The sequence below is a fragment of the Bacillus sp. MAG717A genome, from assembly GCF_036884855.1.
In the GTDB taxonomy this organism is placed as follows: Bacteria; Bacillota; Bacilli; order Bacillales; family Bacillaceae; genus Bacillus; species Bacillus safensis.
The window spans coordinates 2,924,769-2,949,374 of record NZ_CP145733.1 but is presented as its reverse complement, the minus strand read 5'-3'; the positions used below and the strand labels follow the sequence as shown (position 1 = coordinate 2,949,374).

Sequence of the window (24,606 nt, the reverse complement as noted above, 5' to 3'; positions counted from 1 at the left end):
AGTCTCCTGCCTTTACGATGGATTTGTCGTTTCTTCGATAATGGCGAGAACCATTTCAGCTGTTTTGACTAATTCTTCAATCGGCATTTTCTCATTTTTCGTATGAATATCTTCATATCCAACAGCTAGGTTGACAGTTGGGACGCCGTTGCCTGCAATGACGTTTGCATCACTGCCTCCGCCGCTCGTCTGCAGTTCTGAAGGACGACCAATTTTTGCTGCCGCTTTTTTCGCCACTTCTACGACTTGATCGCCGTGTGAGAATTTGAAGCCTGGATACATGATGTCAATTTGTACATCGGCACTTCCGCCCATTTCTTTAGCGGTTTTTTCAAAGGCTTCTTTCATCTTCGCTACTTGAGCTTCCATTTTTGCTGGTTCTAAAGAGCGTGCTTCCGCCAAAATATCGACTTGATCGCACACAATATTCGTCTGTGTTCCGCCTTCAAAACGGCCGATATTCGCCGTTGTTTCTTCATCAATCCGGCCAAGAGGCATGCTGGCAATTGCTTTTGATGCAATAGTAATCGCAGACACACCTTTTTCAGGCGCGACACCTGCGTGAGCTGTTTTTCCATAAATCGTTGCACGTACTTTTGCCTGTGTTGGTGCAGCGACGATAATCGTACCAACCTTGCCATCTGAATCAAGGGCATAGCCGTATTTCGCTGTCATCAAATTCGGATCTAACGCTTTTGCTCCAACAAGTCCTGATTCCTCACCTGCTGTGATCACAAATTCAATCGTCCCGTGCGGTAAATTTTTCTCTTTCAACACGCGGACCGCTTCAAACATAGCAGCAAGTCCTGTTTTATCGTCAGCTCCAAGAATCGTTGTTCCATCTGTTTTCACATAGCCGTCCTCAATGACTGGTTTTACGCCATTTCCCGGTACAACTGTATCCATATGGGAAGTGAAATAAATCGTATCTGCCTCTTGATTTCCTTCTAATGTGCAGACAAGGTTGCCTGCGCCGTGGCCTGTTACCGCTTTTGAATCGTCTTCAACCACTTTTAGACCAAGCTGCGAGAATTTTTCTTTTAGGACTTCAACAATTTTCTCTTCGTGTTTTGTTTCTGAATCAATCTGAACTAATTCTAAAAATTCGTCTAGTAAGCGTTTTTCATTGATCATGATGATGCTCCTCCTCTTATAGCGGCATGTTGCCATGCTTTTTTAACGGTCTATCTTCTTCCTTACTGCGCAGTACATCAAATGAGCGGATCAATCGCTTTCTCGTTTCAGCCGGCATGAAAATATCGTCTATCAGACCTGCCTGAGCCGCTTTCCATACACTTGGTTTGTTCATAGACTCGCGCGAAGCAGGATGAACGATTTCGTCTGCGAACGTTTTCCCCATGACATCAATTTCGGCCTCTGGCCATGCATAAACAAAGTCAGCGCCTAAGCCCTTACTATTCATCGCGACATAAGCACCGCCAAACGCCTTTCTTAAAATCACAGTGATTTTGGGAACGGTTGCTTCAGCATACGCATATAAAAGCTTTGCACCGTGGCGGATAATTCCTGCATGCTCAGCTTTCTCCCCTGGTAAAAAACCAGGAACGTCCACAAGGGTTAAGATCGGAATATGAAACGCATCGCAAAATCGAATAAACCTGGCCGCTTTATCGGCAGCGTCAAGATCAAGGCTGCCTGCCAGCACCTTTGGCTGATTGGCAACAACACCAATGGAGGCTCCTTGTAATCTGGCAAAACCTGTGACAATATTTTTTGAGAAACAAGGCTGCGTTTCAAAGAATGAGTCTGGATCGGTTATCGCTGTCACCACTTGTTTGACATCATAGGTGCGTGATGGATTCTTTGGCAGAATTCTGCCTGGATCGGCGGAATCGTGCTTTCGTGCCCCAGCGCGTGTGACAGCCTGTTGTTTCGTTTGTATGTACGTTAAAAGAGTTCGAACCGCTTTTAACACGTCCTTCTCATCTTTCCCAGTATAGTGCACATTTCCGCTTGTCTGATGCTGAACACTTGCACCGCCAAGACGGTCAGGACAGACCGTTTCTCCTGTTGCTTTTTCTATTACTTTCGGACCAGTTAAAAACATATGAGCTGTTTGCTCTGTCATGAAGACAAAATCAGTCAATGCAGGAGAATAGACTGCACCTCCAGCACATGAACCTAAAATAACAGATATTTGCGGGATTCGACCAGAGTACAGCACATTCCGTTTAAAAATCTGTCCGTATCCTTCTAATGATACCACACCCTCTTGAATTCTCGCACCACCTGAGTCTTTTAGACCGATGACCGGCATCTGATTTTTAGCGGCCAGATCCATTAAAGCGGCAATTTTCTTCGCATGCATTTCGCCTAATGAGCCCCCATATACTGTTGCATCTTGTGCATAAACACATACTGGTTTTCCATGAATGAGTCCCGTTCCAATGACGACACCGTCTCCAACATGCTCTGACAGATCGCCTGTTGCAAATGACTGAATTTCCATCAAGCTGCCCTCGTCAAGAAGTTCATGAAGCCGCTCTCGAGCCGTCAGCTTTCCTTTGTTCTTGTGAACCGCTGCTCGTTTTTCGCCGCCACCCATTAACGCTTTCTTCCGCCATTCAGACAAGTCATTGAACGATTCATTCATCACTATGTTTCTCTCCTTTCAAGGACTCGCACAATTCAAATAACACACCTGACGTTTCTTTAGGTGAAATAAATGCAATTTGCTTTCCGCTGGCGCCCAACTGTGCTGTTTTTTGGAGAAGCTGCACGCCAAGGTGATCGAGACGGCTAAGATCAGCCTGAATGTCACCCGACTTTAGCGCAATATGATGAAGCCCCTCTCCTCTTTTTGTTAAGAAATTATGTAGTTTGCTGCGTGCTGACATCGGCTCAATTAATTCAATGTACAGATCATCAAGTGAAGCGAAGGACGCTTTTATCTCCTGCTCAGGAATCTCTTGTATGTCTGAAAAATGCCAATTAAATAGCTGATGAAGCGTTTGAGATGTTTCTTTAATAGAAAAGACGGCAATGGCAATATGATCGATTTGTGTCATCCGTTCACTTCCTTTGCTGATCACTTGTCGCATATGAAAAAACCAGATAAAATAAAGACAACTGCGCTTGTCGCAAAAATCTTCGGTTATAGGGGTGCGATATGTCTCAAAAATTCATGAAATTTATGGTATTGCTTATGATTAGCCTGCTGTTAGTTTCTTCACTTTTAGCAGGAGCAGCAGCCTTTTTATAAGGATTGAATAAAAGCAGACAAGCAGGTGATTCGGGATATCAACGAATGGCCTGTTTGTCTTTGGCAAGCGTTTCAAAGGAAGCACTTGATTTTGTAATCCATACCTTTGTTCCAATTGGAAGCTGATCAAACAGCAGCTCTACATCTTGATTATGAAGTCTCACACAGCCTGCCGTGATAAATTTCCCAATCGAAGTTTCATCACTTGTTCCATGAATTCCATAGGTTCTGCCATCTGTTCCTCGTGCATCAAATCCAATCCATCTTCGTCCAAGAGGATTATTCTTCGCACCGCCTTCAATATTTTTTCTTCTGTAATAGGGATCTTTCGCTTTGATCATAATGGTAAATTCACCTTCTGGCGTTAAATCTGCTGTTTTTCCTGTAGAGGCAGGATATACTTTTTGAATTTTCCCATGATCAATAAAGGCAAGTTCATTCGTTTGTTTATTAATAATGACAAATGGGTCACCTGGCAGCGGGTTTTGTCCAAGCGGCCAGATAGGTGAAAGGGACATGGTCAGTACGGTATAAAATAAAAGACGCATAGGCTCCTCCTTTTTCATTAGATTGACCAATGAAGGAGGAACTCATGCGTCTCTATTCTTTCATCCCTTTAAAATAGCTTTTCAGTACTAAATATTGTTCCATTTCACCGAGGAAATGAAAGAGTGCCGCTCTTGCCTCAAATTCTTCTCGTGTTTGCGGGAGCGGAAGTGCGTCGAATTCTTCTTTCATATCAATGAGACGTCTTAAAAACTTATGCGCTGTGTTCCCTGGGTGAATATGTTCGCGTAAGTCTCTAATGTATTCTGCAATGATTTGTCCATGCTCCGTTGTGACGGAAATCGACGTAATTTTGGGCAGCACACGCTCAATGATTTCAAATTGCTTTTGTCTCATGTTGAAATAATGATAGTACAGGTTTTCATGTCTTAATACATGGTTTTCAACATCACGATATGCAAGAGCTTTTGCTTCTTTAATCAATTGATGTGTCTCTGGTATTTCTTTTCCTGTCCAGTCTTGCTTCCCTGTCATTAAGTATTGCTCGATTTCTTCAAAGATTTTAGCAAAGTTGGCTTCAATCTGTTCGCTGTAGCGTTTGAGCTTTTTATCAACACTAGGCATATATAGGTTCATAATCAGCGCTACCCCAACACCAATAGTAATCAGCAGCAGTTCATTCCAAATGAGATGCAGGGTAATCCCGCCAGACATGTATAAATGGAGAATGATGACTGAACTTGTGACAATCCCTTCTTTAATTCGAAGCAGAACCGTTGTTGGAATAAAGACAAGCAGCATCAAACCGATCACAAAAGGATGATACCCGATCAGATCGAAAAATAAATAAGAAAATAAAATAGCAAGACTGCATGCTGCAAAGCGGGCTCCCGATGCTAAGAGGGATCTTTTCTTTGTCACCTGAATACACAGGATCGTAATAATCCCGGCAGCTGAATAATTTTGCAAGCCAAGCAATTGTGCAATATAAATAGCGATCGCTGTTCCTAATGCTGTTTTCAGCGTTCGGTAGCCGATTTTAAACATGATATGATTCACTCTTTTCTGTCTTGTTTCCATTCACTTTTGTGAAATGATGAACTTTTTTTACTTTCCCCATTATAATCAAAAAAAGAAGGAGATGTTAAGTCTCCTTCTCTTTTTTCTTTATAATATTTTTTGTAAGAAGTCTTGCGCACGCTGTGAAGACGGTGATTCAAAAAATTGTACTGGGTTTGCATCCTCTACAATTTTCCCGTCATCCATAAAAATTACACGGTCAGCCACTTCTTTTGCAAAGCCCATTTCATGTGTGACGATGACGAGTGTCATTCCAGATTGAGCCAGCTCTTTCATGACCTCTAATACTTCCTTGACCATTTCTGGATCTAGGGCAGACGTTGGTTCGTCAAACAGCATAATGTCTGGTGTCATTGCAAGCGCACGTGCAATCGCCACACGCTGTTTTTGACCGCCGGACAAACGGTTCGGGAAATCATCTTTTTTCTCTAAAAGCCCTACCTTTTTGAGCAGGTCTTCAGCTTGCTTGATGCTGTCTTCCTTCGATTGATTCTTCACATTCATTGGCGCATATGTGATATTTTCCAGCACCGTTTTATGCGGGAACAGATGGAAATGCTGAAATACCATTCCGATGTTCTCACGCACTTTTAGTGCATTCGTTTTTGGATTAGTGATTTCGGTGTCCTGAATCGTAATGACACCAGAAGTCGGCTTTTCAAGTAAATTCATGCAGCGGAGGAAGGTCGATTTTCCTGAACCAGATGGTCCAATAACCGCAACAACTTCCCCTTCTTTAATGGTCGTGTCGATCCCCTTTAAAACTTCGTTTTTACCAAAAGATTTTGTGAGTTTCTCTATTTTAATCATTTGATTTTAACTTCCTTTCCACCGACTTGCCGACAAAGGTGAGAACAAGCACGATGACATAATAGATAAGACCCGCAAAAATAAGCGGTTCAAGATAATTATACGTGACGGCCCCTGCTTGATAGGCTCGTCTCATGACATCACCCAGTCCGATGACTGTTACAATCGCTGATTCTTTTGTCAGTGTAATCGTTTCATTCACAAGTGCAGGTGAAATATTTTTAAACGCCTGCGGAAGCAATAAGTCCTTCATCATTTTAGCATAAGGGATGCCTAAAGCAACGGCCGCTTCTTTTTGACCTTTATCAATGGCATTAATACCCGCACGAATAATTTCAGATACGTATGCCGCCGAGTTGAGTGAAAATGCCGCTACAGCAGCCCAGTATTGATCGATTTGGAACCCAAGAAGCTGCGGCAGACCAAAATAAATAATGAGCAATTGAAGCACAAGCGGTGTGCCTCGGAAAATTGACGTATAAAAGTCTGCAAGCCAAATGAGCGGTTTAAACACACTAATTTTACAAAGCGTTAATAAAATCCCTAAGATAAATCCAAGGAAAAGGGATACCACTACAATAGAAAGCGTGACCTTAAGCCCTTCTAGAATAAAGGGCATCTGAGGTATTACATCTTTAAAATCAAACATGACATTCTCCTTTTTTTTGCCTTCATACAAAACAGGAAAAAAGTTCAACACGAGTTGAACTTTTCAGCGCTTTTCTACTTGATTTTCTTGAATGACGCTGATCCTTTTCCTGACTTACTTTTCATCAGCAAACCATTTTTTAATTAATTTATCAAGTTCACCATTATCTTTCATTTCATTTAATGATTTATTAAACTTCGCTGTTAAGTCGCTATTTTTCTTGAATGCAATGGCTGAACCTTCGTTTGAGCTGTTCAATCCAAATGCTTGGAAGTCTTTTTCCTTTTTCAAGTAACCAGCAGCTACTTTATCTTCAATAATTGCTGCATCAAAACGGCCTGCTTTGATCTCTTGAATGATATCAGAAATTTTATTACGGTCTTCGACTGTTAGGTTATATTTCTTTTGCAATCCATTTGCTTCATCTTGTTGAATAGAACCTAATTGAACGCCGACTGTTTTATCTTTTAAATCTTTCTCTGCCTTAATACCGCTAGATTTCTTTGATACAACCAAGTTTTTAGCATTGTAATAAACATCAGAGAAATCAACTTGCTTTTTACGTTTTTCTGTAGGTGTCATTCCTGCAAGAACAATATCAGCTTTGTTTGTTTTAAGGGCTGATACAAGGCTAGCAAAGTCCATATCTTGAATTTCTAGCTTGTAGCCGTTCTTTTTCGCTAGTGCTGTTGCAAGATCTACATCAAAACCGACAATTTTATCTCCGTCTTTTGATTCAAATGGCGGATAATCTGCTGATGTCGCCATCACGAGTGTTTTGTCATCTCCTGATGCGTTTGAATTATTAGAAGAAGTTCCGCATGCTGCGAGTGCAGCTGCAAGACCAGCTGTCATAAGTAATAATAACCACTTTTTCATATGATGATGCCTCCCAGTATTTAAAATCATGTATTAATTTGAATATTTATTCACTATAATGTATTTTAAACACTTTCTTTTTAAGATGCAATAGTATTTTGCTAAAATTATTTTGATTCTATTGTCTTATAAAACAAAAAGCAGACCGATCTAAAGACCGGACTGCTTTATATTTATTCATTCAAAAGTCATATGTTAGATTTCTTCGCAATGCTCATCAAAAGCGGATTGTAGTTTTGACACGACTTCCATTGGCTCGTGCCCTTCAATTTCATGACGCTCAACCATTTTAATGATTTTTCCATCTTTTAATAAGGCAAAGGATGGTGAAGATGGCGGGAAGCCTTCAAAATACTCACGAGCTCTTGCTGTTGCTTCTTTGTCCTGCCCAGCAAACACTGTCAGTAATTGATCTGGACGCTTATCATAATGAACAGAATAGCCGGCAGCTGGTCTTGCAATACCGCCTGCACAGCCGCATACTGAATTCACCATAACAAGTGCCGTTCCTTTTTTAGTCAGTGCTTCGTCTACCTCTTCAGCTGACGTAAGCTCAGTGTAGCCTGCCTGCTTAATTTCTTCTCTCGCTTGTTTTACAATATCATTCATAAATAAATTAAAATCAATATTCATGTCCGTCCACTCCTTTTGCGTACCATAACCATTTTAACTCCATCATATCAAGGAAAACGCCTGCGGGCAAATGTGTTGTCTTATCCGTCGGCTCTTTTTCCGAACATCGTTTATGAGCTGTCAAATTGGGGAAAAGTGATGATAAAGAGATGAAAGGGAGAACTGCGTGATGGCACAATTCAAAAAAGCGATGCTCATTTATAATGGAAATGCTGGACAAAAAAACATGGAAAAAACACTCGGTCAAACAGTGCCTCTTCTTTCTCTACATATTGATGAACTCATTCTAAAAGCAACAAAGCAGCCAAATGATGCTTATGATTTTTGCCGTCATATTGATGAGACGGTGGAATTGCTCATCATATTAGGCGGAGATGGTACCGTGCATGAATGCATAAACGGTATTGGCGGTTTAGAAAAAAGGCCTGCGGTAGCGATATTACCAGGCGGGACATGCAATGATTTTTCTAGAACGCTTGGAATTCCCCAACAGATGCAAAAAGCCGCTCAAATGATTGTAGACGGCATAGAAAAAAAGGTTGATTTAATCAAGGCTGAAGATCGATACTTGTTAAACTTTTGGGGCATTGGGCTGATTGCAGACACGTCCACCAATATTAATGACAAGGAAAAAGCCGTACTCGGCAAAATCAGCTATTTCACAAGTGCCCTGCGCACTCTGCAGCAAACAGATCCTTTTCACGTACGGATTGAGACCGAAGAGGAAAGCTGGGAAGAGGAAGCAGTCATCGTTCTTGTCATGAATGGACATTTTATCGGTACAAATAAAATTGATTTGCCTAATGCATCCATTGATGATGGAAAAGCTGAAATCTTAATTTGCAGAAATACAAGTTTCTCTGCTTTAAAAGAAATCTTCTCAATGAACCGGGAAGAGCTGGAGGATTTCACCGGCGATCTGTCTCTCATTCAAGCGTCCAGTATTCGTATCCACACAAAAGAGGAAATGGATGCTGATACGGATGGTGAGGTTTATATGAAGGCTCCCTCTTCTTTAGAAGTGTTAAAACAGCATTTGACCTTTATTGTTCCAGCAGAATAAAAAAAAGCCCGACATCATTTTGATTCGGGCTTTTTTTTGATATAGCGTCTGTATAAATATTCAAGTGCATATCCGAGAAGTGTTCCAGCGAGAAGTGATATTCCTAAAAAGCTATTGGCTGCTCCTTTAAACCCACCGACAATCAGCAAACAGTACACGATTTGAATGATTGAAACGATCGATATGATAAGCAGTAATCGTTCAGGATGATTGCGTGATTTAGAAATGTACCGTAGAAAAGCGAAGGCAATCGCTGTGATAAACATGAGACCAATCGTTAGAAAAGCAAAAAAATCTAGTCCAGACATATCATCGCTCCTTTCTCCTAGATGTGGAAATCCCCCTCTCATGCCGGGAGGGGGAAAATGATTGTTTTAATAAACAGATGTCTGCTCGTCGATGCCTTCAAGGATTTGTTTAATTCGCTGAAGGAATCTGCCGCATACAAGACCATCTAGTACTCTGTGATCTAATGAAAGACAAAGATTGACCATGTCTCTTGCCGCAATCATTCCGTTTACTATCATCGGACGCTTCACGATCGATTCTACTTGTAAAATCGCCGCTTGCGGGTAATTAATGATTCCCATTGATTGTACCGAACCAAATGATCCGGTATTGTTGACAGTGAAAGTACCGCCCTCCATATCACTTTGCTTGAGTGTTCCTTGTCTCACTTTAGACGCAAGCTCATGAATTTCTTTGGCGATGCCCTTAATGGTCTTTTCATCCGCATCCTTAATGACTGGAACAAAAAGCGCGTCATCTGTAGCGACAGCAATCGAAACATTGATCGCTTTCTTCTGCACAATTTTATCTCCAGCCCACATGCTGTTCATTTCAGGGAATTCCTTTAAGGCCTGAGCCACTGCTTTGACAAAGAACGCAAAGAACGTCAAGTTAAAGCCTTCTTTTGCTTTAAACTGATCCTTCAGCTGATTTCTTCTTGTCACTAGATTTGTCACATCGACTTCCATCATCGTCCATGCATGCGGAATTTCATGTTTGCTTCTCAGCATATTTGCCGCAATTGCCTGCCGGACAGGCGTGACTGGCAGCTCAACATCACCAGGCATGGAAGGGACGGGAGGCACCGCTTTTGCTTTAGATGGAGATGGCTGCGCAGGCTCCGATTGAACAGCACGTTCATTGACAGTTACTGTCTTTTCTTTGACGCCGCCGTTTTCAATGAGCTGCAGCAAATCTTTTCTAGTAATTCGGCCGCCTGCTCCCGTACCTTGAACAGCTGTTAAATCAATGCCATGCTCATCTGCTAAACGAAGAACGGCTGGAGAGTAACGTTTCTTTTGACTTTGATTCTCATTTGTTTGATCTGCTTCAGGCGCTTCGCTTTGCTCAGGTGCTGCTGCTTCTGTCTCGCTCTGCTGCTCGCTTCCTTCAACTTCAATCTCACAGAATACTTCTCCTACTTGCAGCGTTTCGCCTTCCTCAGCCGATAGCTTTGTAATCGTTCCTGTAAAAGAAGACGGGACTTCTGCGTTCACTTTATCCGTCATGACTTCCGCAATCGGATCGTATTTATTCACATGATCGCCAGGTGAAACGAGCCATTTGCTAATGGTTCCTTCTGTTACACTTTCACCTAACTGAGGCATTTTCATTTGTTCAATTGCCACTTTGAAACCCTCCTCTTTCTTAAAACGCCGCTAGCTCTCTCATTTCAGCTTCTACCTTATCCGGGTTGACCATGAAGAATTTCTCCATTGTCGGCGCATAAGGCATTGCCGGAATATCTGGTCCTGCCAAGCGTTTGATTGGTGCGTCTAAATCGAATAAGCAATGCTCAGAAATGATCGCCGCAACCTCACTCATGATGCTGCCTTCTTTTGTATCTTCCGTTAACAGAAGCACTTTCCCTGTTTTAGAAGCCGCTTCTATAATCGCTTCCTGATCAAGCGGGTACACTGTTCTCAAATCGAGAATATGAGCGGAAATGCCGTCTTTTGCAAGGCGGTCTGCTGCTTGCAGCGCAAAATGGACACAAAGGCCATATGTAATGATCGTAATATCATCGCCTTCTCGTTTCACATCTGCTTTTCCAATCGGAAGAGTGTAATCCTCTTCAGGCACTTCTCCTTTAATAAGGCGGTATGCACGTTTATGTTCAAAGAACAATACAGGATCTGGATCACGCACTGCAGCCTTCAAAAGACCTTTGACATCATAAGGTGTAGAAGGCATCACAATCTTCAAACCAGGCTGGTTAGCAAAAATCGCTTCGACCGATTGTGAATGATAAAGTGCCCCGTGTACTCCGCCCCCGTAAGGTGCGCGGATGACCATTGGACAGCTCCAATCATTATTTGATCGGTATCTAATTTTTGCAGCCTCTGAAATGATTTGGTTGATTGCAGGCATAATGAAATCCGCAAATTGCATTTCTGCAATTGGGCGCATTCCATACATCGCTGCCCCAATACCTACACCAGCAATGGCTGATTCTGCAAGAGGTGTATCCATGACGCGCGCTTCTCCAAATTGCTCGTAAAGACCCGCTGTCGCTTTAAATACGCCGCCTTTTTTCCCGACATCCTCTCCGAGCACAAACACTTTCGGATCTCGTTCCATTTCTTCTTTCATCGCCAGTGTAATGGCGTCTATATATGACATAACAGGCATTTTTCTTCCCCCTTACTCCGCATACACGTAACGAAGTGCGCTTTCTGCCTCAGCATAAGCTGCGTTTTCCGCTTCATCAGTAGCTTCGTTTACGATTTGCATGATTTCTTTTGTCATCTCTTCTTTCATTTCAGAAGTCATGACGTTTCCTTCGATTAAATACGTTTCATATTGGATGAGCGGATCTTTCTTTCTTGCTTCGAGCACTTCTTCTTTTTCTCGATAGCTTGAATCATCGTCATCACTTGAATGCGCAGTTAAACGGTAAGAGATTGTTTCAATTAATGTCGGGCCTTCGCCTCTAGCCGCACGGTCTCTCGCTTCTTTGACAGCGGCATATACTTCAAGCGGATCATTTCCATCTACAGTTACGCCAGGCATCCCATATCCAATCGCACGATCTGAAATGCGTTCACAGGCCACTTGTTTGTCATATGGCACGGAAATCGCGTACTTATTGTTTTCACACATGAAAATCACAGGCAGTTTATGCACAGCAGCGAAGTTAGCGCCTTCGTGAAAATCTCCTTGGTTTGATGAGCCTTCACCGAACGTGACAAAGCTGACAAAGTTTTTCTGCTCTAATCGTCCAGCAAGGGCAATTCCCACCGCGTGAGGAACCTGCGTTGTTACAGGTGAAGATCCGGTCACAATTCGATTTGCTTTTTGTCCAAAATGCCCCGGCATTTGTCTTCCGCCTGAGTTTGGATCGTTTTGTTTTGCGAAACCAGACATCATTAAATCTTTTGCTGTCATCCCAAAAGCAAGGACAACCCCCATATCACGGTAGTAAGGTAAGACGTAATCTTCTTGTCTATTAAGGGCAAATGCAGCACCGACTTGCTGTGCTTCCTGTCCTTGACAAGAAATGACGAATGGAATTTTTCCTGAACGGTTTAAAAGCCACATCCGTTCATCGATTTTTCTTGCTAGAAGCATTGTTCTATATATGTCAATTGCTTGTTCATCTGATAATCCTAATTCCTGATGACGCATGTTACTCATCATGTTTCCCTCCTTGATTAAAAATGGATCGCCTTCCCGTCAACAGCAAGGGCTGCCTCGCCAATCGCCTCTGATAAGGTCGGGTGCGGATGTATCGTTTGCCCCACTTCCCACGGCGTTGCATCAAGTACTTTGGCTAATCCAGCTTCAGATATCATATCTGTTACATGAGGACCAATCATATGAATTCCTAAAATATCATCTGTCTTTTGATCGGCGATGATTTTGACGAATCCATCAGACTCCCCATACACAAGCGCTTTTCCAATCGCCATAAATGGAAATTTCCCTATTTTGACTTCAAAGCCCTGCTCTTTTGCCGCCTGTTCAGTGAGTCCAACACTAGCGGTTTCTGGGTGAGAGTAAACACATTTAGATACGAGCGTTTCATCGAGCGGCTTTGGATCTTTCCCAGCCATATGTTCAACAGCAATCATACCTTCGTGTGAAGCCACATGTGCCAGCTGAAGCCCACCAATGACATCTCCTATTGCGTAAATATGCGATTCTTTCGTTTGATAATGTTCATTCACGACAATGCCTTGCTTTTCGGTTTGGATGTCCGTGTTTTCAAGACCTATGCCCTCGATATTAGGTACTCTGCCGACTGAAAGAAGGAGTTTTTCCGCTTCAAATGTCTGAATGTCTCCATCCTTTTCCGCTTGAATTGTCACGAGATTTTCCTGCTTTTCTACGCTATCTGGCAGTACCTTCGCATTTGTCACAAAGGTGATGCCTTTTTTAGATAATAGCTTTTCCATTTCTTTAGAAATGTCATGATCCTCTGTTGGCAAAATGCGGTCTGCAAACTCAATCACAGTGACATTCACACCAAAATCATTGAGCATGGATGCCCACTCGATTCCGATCACTCCGCCTCCGACAATTAGCATCGACTGCGGAAGCTCTGGCAGTTCAAGTGCATCATCTGATGTGAGGATGTGTGTTCGATCTGCTTCAAGCCCTGGCAGCACCCGCGGTCTTGAGCCTGTTGCAATGATGACCTGCTTTGGAATAAGCATTTCATTTTCCTCTCCATTTGCCATCTCTACGGAGATCGTTCCTGGCATTGGCGAAAAGATAGATGGGCCAAGAATACGGCCAATCCCTTCATATACATCAATTTTTCCTTGTTTCATTAAATGTTTGACGCCGCCTGCTAGTTTTTCGACAATCTCTGTTTTTCTTTTCTGCACATTAGCAAATTGCAAAGCAATGCCGCCTGCCTCAACACCAAAGTCAGCTGCGCGTTTGACGGTTTGATAAACTTCTGCACTTCTGAGCAGCGCTTTAGACGGAATGCAGCCTTTATGAAGACATGTTCCGCCGAGCTTTTCTTTTTCTACAACTGCTGTTTTCAATCCAAGCTGTGAGGCACGGATGGCTGCTACATAGCCGCCTGTGCCTCCACCAAGAATGACGAGGTCATATTCAGTTGCCATGACTTGTCACTCCTTTCTTTTCCTGTTGATCATTTGGGTATTCTTTCGGTGATTCTTCGTCTTTTAAAACACGAAGCGCACCTTCCGCTAACGATTGCAGCTCATTTTCACCTGGATACACGACAACATCTGAAATCCAGTCAATATAGCCGCGAATACTTGATGTAATTTGTTTGCTGTACGCAAGTCCGCCTGTTAATACAATGACGTCAACTGCTCCTTTTAAAACAGCGCTAGCCGCACCAATTTCCTTGGCAATTTGATAGCACATTGCTTCATAAATGAGCGCCGCACGCTCATCACCTGCTTCAATCATGCGTTCCACTTTTACAGCGTCTGTCGTGCCAAGATAGCCCGCAAGTCCGCCTTCGCCAATAATGCGTTTGAGCATTTCCTCTTGGGTATACTCTCCCGAAAAACAAAGATTTACAAGATCACCTGTCGGCAAGGTTCCCGCACGCTCAGGACTGAAAGGACCTTCGCCATGCAAACCATTATTCACATCGATGACTTTCCCTTTTTCATGAACACCAATGGTGATACCGCCGCCCATATGAGTAATAATCATGTTCAAATCTTCATAATTTTTTCCAAAAGAAGCCGCTGTTTTCCTTGCGACCGCTTTTTGATTTAATGCATGAAAGATGCTTTTTCTTTCGATCGTTGGCAGCCCTGAAATACGAGCAATTGGCTTTAGTTCATCCACCACAACTGGATCGACAATAAAAGCTGGGATATTCAGGCCAAGTGCGATTTCTCTCGCGATGATTCCGCCGAGATTGGATGCATGCTGGCCGGCATATCCTTCTTTTAGATCTTTCACCATTTGCTCATTGACTTCATATGTGCCTCCTTCAATCGGACGAAGGAGACCGCCACGCGCGCACACTGCATCAAACTTTGAGATATTCATCCCCTGTTCATGCAGTGTTTTCAAAATGGTTTCTTTGCGGAAAGAAAATTGATCAATGATATGAGGAAACGACTTTAATTCCTCATCTGTATGTCTAAGTGTCGTTTCAAAAATAGAACGTTCATTATGAAACACACCAATTTTTGTTGAAGTAGAGCCAGGATTAATCGTGAGAATACGCCATTCTTTTGTCAGCAAAAACAAAACCTCCGTTTCAACTCATTCTTCCAATTAGCGACGACTTAAAATATGTTGACCATTTTGCAAGAATTGACTTCTTGATTTGCGCATTCTTTCAATTCGCTCTTCAGCCAATCGGTCTGCCGCTTTATAAGTTGGAATGGCATCACGGTTTGAAATTTCAATCACACGTTCAATATTTTGATAAATGCCTTCGACTTTTTTCATCGCACGATCTGCATTATAGCCATAAAGCTCATCAGCCACGTTAATCACACCGCCTGCATTGATCACATAGTCAGGAGCATATACAACCCCCATTTCATGGATAAGGTCTCCGTGATGCGTTTCTCTTAGCTGGTTATTTGCAGCACCTGCAATCACTTTTGCTTTTAACTTTGGAATGGTTACATCGTTAATGGTTGCACCAAGTGCGCACGGTGCATAAATATCACATGCTTGATCATAAATATCGTCAGGATCGACTGCTTTTGCGCCGAAGTCTTCAACAGCTCGTTTGACAGAGTCTTTGTTGATATCTGTGACAATAAGCTGTGCGCCTTCTTCGTGCAGATGTTTACACAGATTGTAGGCCACATTTCCAACACCTTGGACAGCAATTGTTTTTCCTTCTAATGAATCTGTACCGAAAGCAGCTTTGGCAGCGGCTTTCATCCCTTTATATACACCGTAAGCTGTGACTGGAGACGGATTTCCGGATGAACCAAATGCAGGAGAGATCCCTGTGACAAAATCGGTTTCTTCATGAATGAGGTCCATGTCTTCTACCGTTGTACCGACATCTTCCGCTGTAATATAGCGGCCATTCAGCCCTTGAATGTAACGTCCAAATGCACGGAACATTTCTTCGTTTTTGTCTTTTCTCGGGTCACCGATGATCACTGTTTTTCCGCCGCCAAGATTAAGTCCTGCTGCCGCGTTTTTATAAGTCATTCCTCTTGCTAGACGCAGTGCATCCTCAATGGCTGCTTCTTCGTTTTCATACGTCCACATTCTCGTTCCGCCTAGTGCAGGCCCAAGTGTTGTATCATGAATCGCAATAATCGCTTTTAAGCCAGACTGCTCATCCTGACAAAATACAAGCTGTTCATAATCGTAACGTTCCATATATTTAAAAAGTTCCATTGTGTTATTCCTCCTATTACTTCCGCTTAATTTGATGTACAGATGGCAAGCGCAATTGAATAAAGCTTACTTTCAGCTGAATCAGACCGGCTTGTTAAAGCAATCGGCGCCTTCGCTCCTGCCACCACAGCTCCCACCTTCGCATGTGCAAAGTAGATGAGAGATTTATAAAGAATGTTTCCTGCCTCAATTGTTGGCACAAGCAAAATATCTGCATGGCCGGCTACATCACTCGTAATATTTTTATGAGAAGCTGCCGTTTGAGAAATGGCATTATCTAAAGCAAGAGGCCCATCAATCAGGCATCCAGAAATTTGCCCCCGCCGATTCATTTGCGCAAGACTTGCCGCAGTTAAAGTTGAATCCATTGCCGGATTCACGACCTCGACCGCAGAGAGCACTGCAACCTTTGGCATGTCGTTTCCGACAGCTTGTGCTACTTGAACAGAATTGATCGTAATCTCTTTCAGCATATTTAAATCGGGCGCGATGTTCATCGCAGAATCTGTAACATAAATAAAGCGGTCAAAGCCCGGTACTTCGAATGCTGCGACATGTGATAGGACACTTGCTGTCCTGAGCCCATATTCTTTATTCAGTACCGCTTTTAAAAGAACGGCTGTCGGGACATGCCCCTTCATCAAAATATCTGCATGCTTCTCGCTCACTGCCTGCACGGCTATTTTGGCAGATTCTTCGGGAGAATCTGAATGAATGATATCTATCCAGTCCTCATCGATTTCATGCTGTTTCACTAGCTCCTTCAGGTTGCGTTTGTTCCCAACCAGGAGAAAGCGAGCGACCTTTCGCTTAATTGCCATCTTGATGGCATGAAGCACTTCTTCGTCTTCTGCATGAGCCACAGCCGCCGTTTTATTCTGCAGCTGGGCGGCTTTCATAATCAGATCGTCAAGCTTCATATATGCCCACCTTTCCTTGTGCTCGGTTCATGTTTTATATGCAAGTTCCGTGCCAGTTTGAAATGCAGTAAAATGAGGCAGTTTGCATGACATTCGTGCAATCTATTGCAGGTTACATGCATTTTATTGCATGCTATCTTTTGCAAGTTGATATTTATCCATTTTATAGTAAAGGTTACGAATGCTGATCCCTAACGTTTTCGCTGTTTTCGTGCGATTAAATTGATGCTTTTCAAGGGTTTGTTTAATCAGCTGCGCTTCAAATGCCTCAACAGCATCCGAAAGCGTCTCTCCCTCAAATTGACTGACAGCCAGTTCCTGCTGCTCTTTTTCTTCCTGATCTTCAGACTCCATGAACGAAATATGCCCCTCATCAATCCATTCTTCTTGCGGGTTTAAAAAGATCATGGCTCGTCCAAGTACATTTTCAAGCTCTCTTACATTTCCAGGCCACTTATATGATCGCAGTCTATGAAGCGCCTGTTCTGTTAACCCGCGCACGTTTCGTCCATAGTCTAAATTAATCTTTTGGATGAGACGTTTGCTTAACGAGTCAATATCCTCAAGGCGCTGCCTTAGCGGCGGGATGGAAATCGGGTATCTGTTCATGCGATAATATAAGTCCTCTCTGAACTTTCCTTCTGCCATCGCTTTTTCAATATTGACATTTGTCGCCGTGATCACACGAACATCGACCGGTATGGCCTTTGTTCCGCCTACTCTTACAATTTCTTTCTCCTGCATGACGCGCAGCAGCTTCGCCTGTGTACTTGGCGTCATTTCACCAATTTCATCTAAAAAAATGCTGCCTTGATTTGCCTCTTCAAAAAGCCCTTTTTTCCCGCCGCGCCTTGCACCAGAGAACGCCCCTTCTTCATAACCAAAAAGCTCTGACTCTAAAAGGGTCTCTGATAAGGCTGCACAGTTGACCCGTACAAAGCGATTATATTTTCGGTCACTTTCATTGTGAATGGCGTGCGCAAACAGCTCTTTACCAGTACCTGATTCTCCCCGGAGTAAAATGGTGGCTGGCGTTTTTGCTCCTAGCTTTGCCTGCTCAAGTGCCACAAGCATTTGCTCACTTTCTCCAATGATGTCTTCAAATGTGTACTTTGCTTCAAGCGTCCGGATGAGCTGCCTTGCTTTATTTAGTTCATTCGTGAGCGATTGAATTTCTGATACGTCATGAATGACGCCGACGCTGCCTTTTAAGATGCCATCAACGATGACTGGCGCTACGTTGACGATCACATCTTTTTTATTCGGCCCGACTTTCATTCTGACACCTCGGACCGGTCTTCTTGTTTCAAGTACCTTCAAATGCATGCTTTCTCCTTCAGAAATATCTGCACCTGCAGGTTTCCCCACAACTTCTTTATCTGTTAATCCAGTCATTTTCGTATAAGCTCGGTTGATCAAGATCCCTTTTCCCTGCTCATCAACAACCGATATGGCTTCATCTGACGATTGAATGATCGCCTCCAGCATTGTTCGCACTTCTTTAAGGTTGGTTACTTCCTCCGCAAGCTCAACGGCATCTGTAATATCTTTAAAGATAGATAAAGCACCTAGCATTCTCCCCGCGTCATCAATAATCGGCAAACGCGTTGTGACAATTTGTATTTGCTGGTTCAGAAATTGTTTTTGATTAAATTCTGGCTCTCTCGATCTTAAAATGTCGGGAAGTTTTGTGTTTGGAATCACTTCTCGTATGTGGCGGCCAATCGCATCTTTTTGCGAGCATCCAACCATTTTGGCCGCTGATCGATTAAACAGGACGACTTCTTCGTCCATGTTTATAAAAATCATCCCATCGTTCGTTGCATTAAAAATGCGGTCATGCTTATAGGTTTGTTCCTTTAATATTTGAATTAGCTGCTGTTTTTCTGACATTAATTCTGATATGACATAAGCCATTGAACTTGGAACAATGACTGCGTGCTCTGGCTTTTTTTCCATCAGTTCTTTCAGCACTGCTGAACTGCCTGTTGTTTCAATGATGATATCAATGTCATCTTTTATGTATTCTTTCCAATCCGTTGTTGTATCAATTCCATTCTTTTTCGCTTCTGCCATCCCCGGTGCCTCAAGATCAAGGTCGGCGATCGCAATGATTTGAATCATATTTGTTTTCAGCAATGTTTCTAGTAATGCTGATCCACCCTGTCCTGCACCGACAATCAAGACTCTCTGCATCCCGTTACCCCTTTATATGAAGAAATTTGCACACCATATTTTTCCGTTGCAAAAAATTGCACAACTCTTATATTACCACGTTTTCCTTTCTTGACAAAATATTTTTTGAATTAGACAATGGAAGTAAATGACGTTTAAGGGGACATTTGATGGGGAGAATACTTGCACTAGTGATTATTTTAATACCTGGCGCGCTTGCTGCACTTGGGATTAAGCTGCTGCGTGACACTGTTTTCGGAATCATCATTGCACCATTTCCATTTTTATGGCTGCAAGGAATTGCAGGGTTGTTATTTTTAGGGGGAGGTCTTTATGTAGTGGCTGGCTTTATTTTATATAGAGACCGTAAACGAAATAAAGTGACTGCTCGCTTTAAGCAGAGATAAAACGTGAAAAAAAGACCCGCTGATGATAGCAGGTCTTTATTTCATTTCTTCTCTTATTTTCACGGCTCGGTCAGGAAAATCAGTGAAAATGCCATCGACACCTAAGGAAAACATGTTTTTCATTTGCTTTTCACTATTTACTGTAAACGGCCTGATCACTTGCTGAGATGCATGGAGAGCTGACACGACCTCTTTAGTCACGCCTGCACCCTTAATATTTGGATGATAGCCTCTTGCTGGTACTGTTTTTATATACTTCTCCGGCTGATGAATCACATCCATTGTGAGTACAGCAAGTTCAACATGCGGCATCAGTTTGTGAAAAAGAGCTAAACTGCCGTGATGAAACGATGAAACAAGTACACGGTCTTCTATTTGAAAATGCTCGATTTGCTTTTTTACTTTCTCCTCGATACCTGGATATCGATAAATGGAGTTTTTCAGTTCAATATTAATGATCAATGATGATTGCTGCGTCACTAGCTCTAATACTTCCTCTAAAAGAGGAATGGATACAGCACCGGTTTCTTCATAAAAAGAATGACTCGCATCTCCCGCTTTTAATTCTTCATATGTATGGTCTTTCACTAAACCTTTCATATTCGTTGTTCTGTTCAGTTTCTCATCATGAATGACAGCAAGTCTACCGTCTTTCGTCAGCTGAACATCCAGCTCAATTCCGTCAGCTCCGGAATGGAGTGCATGCTCGAAGGCTATCATGGTGTTTTCTGGATAAATGCCTTTAAAGCCTCTGTGTGCAAAAATTTTCGTCATAGGTCACCTCTAAATATGATGCTTCCTTTCATTATGACGTGTCTTTTTTCGTTTTTCCAGTTTTGAGCGCATAAAAAAACCTCTTCTGATTCGCATGAAGAGGTTGACAGATAAATTCGATCACGTAATCGCTCTGATGGCTTGCTCTGTCGTCTCTGCGTCAAGAGCAAAAAGGGAAGAAACAACTGCGACTGCTGTAACAACGGTTACACCTAACAACAACTTTTTCATAAGATAACCTCCACTTTCTTTTGAAGTATTTGTGCATCGAATTTCTTTTCAAGAAAACGAATGGCATTTTGATAATCATTTCGTTCCTTGAAGTATTTCGATATTTGTTCAGACAAATCCTCAAGCTCCACATATAATCTATTTTTTTCTATGTAGTCTAATTTTTCAGAGAATACGTCTGCTGCCCCACTATTCTCGCACATCAAATCTAAAATTTCAAATTTTACTATATATTCATTATTTTGGATATCGCAACTATACAAAATACCCTCTTTAATATATTCCCTCGCCTCTTGATCTCCTAGATGTACTAAGGCATTTGCCAGAACATATAAAGATTGGATGTAATAATGACTATTGTCACGGTGAATTTGAATGCCCATTCCTTTTTTTGCATAATGTGCGCTTTTATCATAATCATGCTTTGCATAATAAAGAACAGCTAAATTGTGATAGCATTTTCCAATCAGCACTTCATTGTTAATGCGCTCACTTTTCTCAAGTGCTTCTTTATACTTTTTCTCTGCTTCATCGAATTGGAACAAATCAATACAATTACTTGCATGTAAAATCAAGCTGTCAATTGCCTGCGCTGTGTACTCTTCATGCGCTTTGAATGTATCGATAGCTTTTTTAATATGATTAATGGATATGAAATTTTGTTTCAGTTCGTAATAGATCGAAGCGACCTTATGGTGAAAAGTTCCTACTTCCAGGTCTTCATTCACACGTTTTAGCCGCTGTTCTGCAATTTTGTAAAAGCTAATGGCTTCATCATACTTTTTCACATATGCAGCATATTGGCCTTTGTAAAAGTAAAAATAAAAATTAATAATGTCATCTGCCTTCTCATCGAGCGTTCCGACACTTTTCATAATTTGATTGGCTTTTTCAATATTTCCAAGTAACATTTCATGTCTGCCGTCAACAAGCTGATAATAAAGGAGAACTTCACGGTCTTCATCTGTATTTTTTAGCAAATTCTGAATTTTCGCTTTATAGACAGCAGATTTTTCTAAGTCATTCTGAGAAATGACCCTCGTCCACTTGCTAATTTCGTTCGCTACCTCAGCAGAGTGGATTTTCAGCTTTCCCATAACCTCACCCTCTTCTTTTCATTATTATAGCATAGTAAAAGAATGTGAAAATTATTAAATTCGACAATGGGAATATTCAGTTCAAATGGCACAATCTCTAAGAAGCCAGTGACTTTAAAACGCCAACCAATCAGGTCAATAGAAATAGAACTTTCGATCTCGTTTGCTTTAATTACCAAATCCATAAGACCTTTTCCTCTCATCCTTTTTCTTACGAATGAGCGTTTTCTTCTTCTATTTTGAAGACTTCATGATCGACTGGCGCAGCTGATTACCACTACTCTATGTCTTTTTTATTTTTTTCATGCTTTATTTTTCATTTTATTCTGAAAATAAAGCAGCCCGTTTGTCCAATTTAAACATTAAAATGATTTTATCAACCTAACCAATTTTTGACAACATGTTTCAAAATAAAAAAACGTCTCAATGAAGAAACGTTTTTTCATGAAAAATAAACTAGCTAGCTCTATGCTCTAATCGCAGACGATCAGCTACCATGGCAATAAATTCTGAATTGGTTGGTTTCGCTTTTGACATGCTGACAGTATAACCAAAGAGTGAGGAAATGGAATCAATGTTTCCTCTGCTCCAAGCGACTTCAATGGCATGACGAATCGCTCGTTCTACCCTGCTGGCAGTCGTGTTAAATTTCTTTGCAATGTCTGGGTACAACACTTTAGTAATGCTTCCGAGAAGCTCAATGTCATTGTACACCATAGAAATCGCTTCTCTTAAGTATAAATAGCCTTTAATATGAGCAGGCACGCCAATCTCATGAATAATGGTTGTAATGCTCGCATCTAAGTTTTTACGTTTCGGTTCAGGTTTGTTACGAAGAACACTGTTTTGGATTGATGAAGAGCGATGGGTAACTTGTGTGCCGTTTCCACTGACTTGACGAATATGACCTACTAGGTTTTCCATATCAAATGGCTTTAAAATGAAATAGGATGCGCCCAAATCAACTGCTTTTTTCGTGACATCTTCTTGTCCAAATGCCGTTAGCATAATCACACTTGGCTGTTTTGACATTTCATTGTTTTCACGGAGGCGTTCTAGTACAGCAAGACCGTCTAAATGAGGCATAATAATGTCTAAGAGGAGAACGTCGGGCTCTTTATCTTTAAATAATGTCAGGCATTCCTGACCATTATACGCCACGCCAAGTACTTCCATATCTTCCTGTCCCTCAATGTACTCTGTCAAAAGGCCAACAAGCTCTCGATTGTCATCAGCTACACACACTTTAATTTTCTCCACGTTCTTTCCTCCCCAATGTCGATTCCTTTAGTCTTTTGCATTTCTCTTCTGAGTGTTCAATTCGACAAAACCATGCTATCCCCTTTAAAAAACTTTAATTTTCCGAATAATAGAGCATTATCTAGCTTTTTCTACGTTTTTCTTAACGAATCGACGATTATTGCAATTTGACAACATGCTTTTTTCCATTTTGTCGAAAAATCTCTTTTTCCTTATTTTATAACATGATGGAAGAGAAAGAAAGGGTAGAAAAAAACTGCCGGAAGATTCGCGGCAGTTTGATGATCAGCTTGCTTTTTTGTTTTTTTGATAAAGGTCGATCCCTGCTTCTGACAGCATCCATTCAATGTGTACGCCGTACCCGCTAGTCGGATCATTGACGAATACGTGTGTGACAGCTCCAATGACTTTGCCATTTTGGATGATAGGGCTTCCGCTCATTCCTTGGACGATTCCGCCCGTTTTGCTTAAGAGCCGCTCATCTGTTACCTTCAATACCATTCCTTTAGTTGCTGGGAATTTCTGCGGTGTTGTGCTGACGATTTTAATATCAAACTTCTCCACTTTATCATGATCCACAACGGTTAAAATTTCTGCTGGGCCTTCTTTTACTTCATTTGATAAAGCGACTGGAAGTGGCTTATCTGCTACATGATTTTCAAGCTTTTCCGTTAACGTACCAAAGATACCAAAAGGGCTGTTGCGGGAGATATCTCCTATTGTTTTTCTTTCGGAAGAAAATCTCGCCAATTTTTCTCCAGGATTGCCTCCTGTGCCTTTTTCAATCGATGTCACGGTTGATCTGACAATTTCACCATTGTCGACAACAATTGGTTTTTTTTGTATCCATGTCAGAAATCACATGCCCAAGGGCACCATATTTTTTAGATGAAGGTTCAAAAAAGGTCATCGTGCCGATTCCTGCTGCAGAATCACGAATGTAAAGACCAATTCGATAGATGCCTTCACTTGCATCTTTTGCCGGTGTTAATGTTGTTTGAAAGGTTTTATGATCTCTCTTTATGAGCAAACGAAGCGTTTCACCCGTTTTCCCTGCTTTCTGAATAAATGGGGTGAGGTCATTCATTTTCTCCATTTTTTGACCATTGATTTCAATGATCATATCCCCTGACTGAATGCCTGCGGCTTCACCTGGTGATTTTTTGCCGTCTGCTGTTGTGATTTGATGAAAACCTACAACGAGAACTCCTACAGAGTGGAGCTTGACGCCAATGGATTGTCCTCCAGGAACGACTTTTAATTCAGGGAGAACGTCAACTTTTGTTTTCTTAATAGGAAATCCTTTAAAATCATAAACAATTTCGGCTTTTCCCGCCTTTTGTCCTGTAATATCCAGCTGATTCTTTTTCTCTGAAAGGCTAAAGGCTGGTGAAGAAGCATTGGCTGACGCTTCAATCGATGTGTCAATTGAGTGCTTCTGTTTTTCAAATACAGCAACATTTGTTGGAATGCTGATGTATTCCTTCACTATGCTCATAAACCCTGTACTTATTAAAGAAACAAGGAGAATCACACCAATGGCTTTTCTCATCTTTTCGGGCATTCATTTTT

At 41.8% G+C, this 24,606-nt stretch carries 24 protein-coding genes and 1 pseudogene; 3 read left to right on the top strand and 22 right to left on the bottom strand.

The window, feature by feature from the left end:
• Positions 1-12: 12 nt before the first annotated feature.
• Genes V6Z54_RS15260 through mce form a run of 3 tightly spaced genes read right to left on the bottom strand, consistent with a single transcriptional unit; the run spans position 13 to position 3,029 of the window.
• Positions 13-1,134, bottom strand: coding sequence for a tripeptidase T (locus V6Z54_RS15260; protein ID WP_111292258.1), 1,122 nt, complete (start codon positions 1,132-1,134; stop codon positions 13-15).
• Positions 1,135-1,150: 16 nt separating this feature from the next.
• A complete protein-coding gene (locus V6Z54_RS15255; RefSeq protein ID WP_081378156.1) occupies positions 1,151-2,614 on the bottom strand; it encodes an acyl-CoA carboxylase subunit beta in 1,464 nt (487 codons plus the stop codon).
• Positions 2,607-3,029 (bottom strand): methylmalonyl-CoA epimerase, encoded by a 423-nt coding sequence (gene mce, locus V6Z54_RS15250; protein ID WP_338527468.1) that lies wholly within the window; start codon positions 3,027-3,029, stop codon positions 2,607-2,609. Before mce ends, V6Z54_RS15255 begins: the two co-directional genes overlap by 8 nt.
• A gap of 101 nt (positions 3,030-3,130) precedes the next feature.
• Between mce and prli42 the strand changes: the two genes are divergently transcribed.
• Positions 3,131-3,223 carry a stressosome-associated protein Prli42 gene (gene prli42 / locus V6Z54_RS15245; RefSeq protein WP_149126490.1) on the top strand — a complete coding sequence of 31 codons (93 nt, stop codon included), beginning with the start codon at positions 3,131-3,133 and terminating at the stop codon, positions 3,221-3,223.
• A gap of 38 nt (positions 3,224-3,261) precedes the next feature.
• On the opposite strand, the gene V6Z54_RS15240 is transcribed toward prli42, so the two are convergent.
• The 6 genes from V6Z54_RS15240 to V6Z54_RS15215 all read right to left on the bottom strand — a co-directional run bounded on the left by V6Z54_RS15240 (position 3,262) and on the right by V6Z54_RS15215 (position 7,781).
• Positions 3,262-3,771: a L,D-transpeptidase gene (locus tag V6Z54_RS15240; protein ID WP_041086088.1), complete on the bottom strand. Its 510-nt coding sequence runs from the start codon at positions 3,769-3,771 to the stop codon at positions 3,262-3,264.
• A 52-nt stretch (positions 3,772-3,823) separates the two neighbouring features.
• Complete coding sequence (locus V6Z54_RS15235) at positions 3,824-4,777, bottom strand: aromatic acid exporter family protein (RefSeq protein ID WP_024422917.1); 954 nt, start codon at positions 4,775-4,777, stop codon at positions 3,824-3,826.
• A 120-nt stretch (positions 4,778-4,897) separates the two neighbouring features.
• Complete coding sequence (locus V6Z54_RS15230; protein WP_338527467.1) at positions 4,898-5,620, bottom strand: amino acid ABC transporter ATP-binding protein; 723 nt, start codon at positions 5,618-5,620, stop codon at positions 4,898-4,900.
• Entirely contained in the window at positions 5,613-6,269 is a 657-nt protein-coding gene (locus V6Z54_RS15225) for an amino acid ABC transporter permease (protein ID WP_041086093.1), read from the bottom strand. Before V6Z54_RS15225 ends, V6Z54_RS15230 begins: the two co-directional genes overlap by 8 nt.
• A 114-nt stretch (positions 6,270-6,383) precedes the next feature.
• Positions 6,384-7,148 (bottom strand): transporter substrate-binding domain-containing protein, encoded by a 765-nt coding sequence (locus tag V6Z54_RS15220; protein ID WP_041086095.1) that lies wholly within the window; start codon positions 7,146-7,148, stop codon positions 6,384-6,386.
• Between the two features lie 195 nt (positions 7,149-7,343).
• Positions 7,344-7,781 (bottom strand): BrxA/BrxB family bacilliredoxin, encoded by a 438-nt coding sequence (locus V6Z54_RS15215; RefSeq protein WP_041086097.1) that lies wholly within the window; start codon positions 7,779-7,781, stop codon positions 7,344-7,346.
• A gap of 169 nt (positions 7,782-7,950) precedes the next feature.
• On the opposite strand from V6Z54_RS15215, the gene V6Z54_RS15210 reads away from it, so the two are divergent.
• Complete coding sequence (locus V6Z54_RS15210) at positions 7,951-8,844, top strand: YegS/Rv2252/BmrU family lipid kinase (RefSeq protein ID WP_338527466.1); 894 nt, start codon at positions 7,951-7,953, stop codon at positions 8,842-8,844.
• A gap of 14 nt (positions 8,845-8,858) precedes the next feature.
• Here V6Z54_RS15210 and V6Z54_RS15205 read toward each other — a convergent pair whose 3' ends face one another.
• From V6Z54_RS15205 to V6Z54_RS15165, 9 genes are all read right to left on the bottom strand, one after another.
• Entirely contained in the window at positions 8,859-9,152 is a 294-nt protein-coding gene (locus V6Z54_RS15205) for a YesK-like family protein (protein WP_039179818.1), read from the bottom strand.
• A 66-nt stretch (positions 9,153-9,218) separates the two neighbouring features.
• A complete protein-coding gene (locus V6Z54_RS15200) occupies positions 9,219-10,481 on the bottom strand; it encodes a dihydrolipoamide acetyltransferase family protein (protein ID WP_041086103.1) in 1,263 nt (420 codons plus the stop codon).
• 19 nt (positions 10,482-10,500) lie between these two features.
• On the bottom strand, positions 10,501-11,484 hold the full coding sequence (locus tag V6Z54_RS15195) for an alpha-ketoacid dehydrogenase subunit beta (RefSeq protein WP_338527465.1): 984 nt from the start codon (positions 11,482-11,484) through the stop codon (positions 10,501-10,503).
• Between the two features lie 12 nt (positions 11,485-11,496).
• Positions 11,497-12,489 carry a thiamine pyrophosphate-dependent dehydrogenase E1 component subunit alpha gene (locus V6Z54_RS15190; protein ID WP_073979636.1) on the bottom strand — a complete coding sequence of 331 codons (993 nt, stop codon included), beginning with the start codon at positions 12,487-12,489 and terminating at the stop codon, positions 11,497-11,499.
• Between the two features lie 17 nt (positions 12,490-12,506).
• Positions 12,507-13,931, bottom strand: coding sequence for a dihydrolipoyl dehydrogenase (lpdA, locus tag V6Z54_RS15185; RefSeq protein WP_073979635.1), 1,425 nt, complete (start codon positions 13,929-13,931; stop codon positions 12,507-12,509).
• A complete protein-coding gene (buk, locus tag V6Z54_RS15180; RefSeq protein WP_269103294.1) occupies positions 13,921-15,048 on the bottom strand; it encodes a butyrate kinase in 1,128 nt (375 codons plus the stop codon). Before buk ends, lpdA begins: the two co-directional genes overlap by 11 nt.
• 27 nt (positions 15,049-15,075) lie before the next feature.
• On the bottom strand, positions 15,076-16,170 hold the full coding sequence (gene bcd / locus V6Z54_RS15175; protein WP_041086113.1) for a branched-chain amino acid dehydrogenase: 1,095 nt from the start codon (positions 16,168-16,170) through the stop codon (positions 15,076-15,078).
• A 26-nt stretch (positions 16,171-16,196) separates the two neighbouring features.
• On the bottom strand, positions 16,197-17,090 hold the full coding sequence (gene yqiS, locus V6Z54_RS15170; RefSeq protein WP_047202267.1) for a phosphate butyryltransferase: 894 nt from the start codon (positions 17,088-17,090) through the stop codon (positions 16,197-16,199).
• Between the two features lie 123 nt (positions 17,091-17,213).
• Positions 17,214-19,286, bottom strand: coding sequence for a sigma-54-dependent Fis family transcriptional regulator (locus V6Z54_RS15165; RefSeq protein WP_041086117.1), 2,073 nt, complete (start codon positions 19,284-19,286; stop codon positions 17,214-17,216).
• Between the two features lie 149 nt (positions 19,287-19,435).
• Between V6Z54_RS15165 and V6Z54_RS15160 the strand changes: the two genes are divergently transcribed.
• Positions 19,436-19,672, top strand: coding sequence for a DUF2627 domain-containing protein (locus V6Z54_RS15160; protein WP_039179838.1), 237 nt, complete (start codon positions 19,436-19,438; stop codon positions 19,670-19,672).
• 36 nt (positions 19,673-19,708) lie between these two features.
• Here the strand turns inward: V6Z54_RS15160 and V6Z54_RS15155 are convergent, their stop codons facing one another.
• The 4 genes and pseudogenes from V6Z54_RS15155 to spoIVB form a co-directional block, all read right to left on the bottom strand.
• Entirely contained in the window at positions 19,709-20,446 is a 738-nt protein-coding gene (locus tag V6Z54_RS15155; protein WP_041086120.1) for a glycerophosphodiester phosphodiesterase, read from the bottom strand.
• Between the two features lie 227 nt (positions 20,447-20,673).
• Entirely contained in the window at positions 20,674-21,774 is a 1,101-nt protein-coding gene (locus V6Z54_RS15150; protein WP_073979631.1) for a Rap family tetratricopeptide repeat protein, read from the bottom strand.
• Positions 21,775-22,230: 456 nt separating this feature from the next.
• Positions 22,231-23,034 carry a sporulation transcription factor Spo0A gene (spo0A, locus tag V6Z54_RS15145; protein ID WP_041086125.1) on the bottom strand — a complete coding sequence of 268 codons (804 nt, stop codon included), beginning with the start codon at positions 23,032-23,034 and terminating at the stop codon, positions 22,231-22,233.
• A 285-nt stretch (positions 23,035-23,319) separates the two neighbouring features.
• Positions 23,320-24,598: pseudogene (gene spoIVB / locus V6Z54_RS15140) on the bottom strand (SpoIVB peptidase).
• Between the last annotated feature and the right edge of the window lie 8 nt (positions 24,599-24,606).

Excerpts from the sequence above, each read along its gene's own strand:
- V6Z54_RS15155 (WP_041086120.1), bottom strand. The coding sequence starts at position 20,446 with ATGACGAAAATTTTTGCACACAGAGGCTTTAAAGGCATTTATCCAGAA.
- V6Z54_RS15255 (WP_081378156.1), bottom strand. The coding sequence starts at position 2,614 with ATGAATGAATCGTTCAATGACTTGTCTGAATGGCGGAAGAAAGCGTTA.
- lpdA (WP_073979635.1), bottom strand. The coding sequence starts at position 13,931 with ATGGCAACTGAATATGACCTCGTCATTCTTGGTGGAGGCACAGGCGGC.
- V6Z54_RS15240 (WP_041086088.1), bottom strand. The coding sequence starts at position 3,771 with ATGCGTCTTTTATTTTATACCGTACTGACCATGTCCCTTTCACCTATC.
- V6Z54_RS15195 (WP_338527465.1), bottom strand. The coding sequence starts at position 11,484 with ATGCCTGTTATGTCATATATAGACGCCATTACACTGGCGATGAAAGAA.
- V6Z54_RS15160 (WP_039179838.1), top strand. The coding sequence starts at position 19,436 with ATGGGGAGAATACTTGCACTAGTGATTATTTTAATACCTGGCGCGCTT.
- yqiS (WP_047202267.1), bottom strand. The coding sequence starts at position 17,090 with ATGAAGCTTGACGATCTGATTATGAAAGCCGCCCAGCTGCAGAATAAA.
- V6Z54_RS15210 (WP_338527466.1), top strand. The coding sequence starts at position 7,951 with ATGGCACAATTCAAAAAAGCGATGCTCATTTATAATGGAAATGCTGGA.
- V6Z54_RS15235 (WP_024422917.1), bottom strand. The coding sequence starts at position 4,777 with ATGTTTAAAATCGGCTACCGAACGCTGAAAACAGCATTAGGAACAGCG.
- V6Z54_RS15220 (WP_041086095.1), bottom strand. The coding sequence starts at position 7,148 with ATGAAAAAGTGGTTATTATTACTTATGACAGCTGGTCTTGCAGCTGCA.
- mce (WP_338527468.1), bottom strand. The coding sequence starts at position 3,029 with ATGACACAAATCGATCATATTGCCATTGCCGTCTTTTCTATTAAAGAA.
- V6Z54_RS15150 (WP_073979631.1), bottom strand. The coding sequence starts at position 21,774 with ATGGGAAAGCTGAAAATCCACTCTGCTGAGGTAGCGAACGAAATTAGC.
- V6Z54_RS15260 (WP_111292258.1), bottom strand. The coding sequence starts at position 1,134 with ATGATCAATGAAAAACGCTTACTAGACGAATTTTTAGAATTAGTTCAG.
- prli42 (WP_149126490.1), top strand. The coding sequence starts at position 3,131 with ATGTCTCAAAAATTCATGAAATTTATGGTATTGCTTATGATTAGCCTG.
- bcd (WP_041086113.1), bottom strand. The coding sequence starts at position 16,170 with ATGGAACTTTTTAAATATATGGAACGTTACGATTATGAACAGCTTGTA.
- V6Z54_RS15215 (WP_041086097.1), bottom strand. The coding sequence starts at position 7,781 with ATGAATATTGATTTTAATTTATTTATGAATGATATTGTAAAACAAGCG.
- V6Z54_RS15230 (WP_338527467.1), bottom strand. The coding sequence starts at position 5,620 with ATGATTAAAATAGAGAAACTCACAAAATCTTTTGGTAAAAACGAAGTT.
- V6Z54_RS15190 (WP_073979636.1), bottom strand. The coding sequence starts at position 12,489 with ATGAGTAACATGCGTCATCAGGAATTAGGATTATCAGATGAACAAGCA.
- V6Z54_RS15205 (WP_039179818.1), bottom strand. The coding sequence starts at position 9,152 with ATGTCTGGACTAGATTTTTTTGCTTTTCTAACGATTGGTCTCATGTTT.
- V6Z54_RS15165 (WP_041086117.1), bottom strand. The coding sequence starts at position 19,286 with ATGCAGAGAGTCTTGATTGTCGGTGCAGGACAGGGTGGATCAGCATTA.
- V6Z54_RS15225 (WP_041086093.1), bottom strand. The coding sequence starts at position 6,269 with ATGTTTGATTTTAAAGATGTAATACCTCAGATGCCCTTTATTCTAGAA.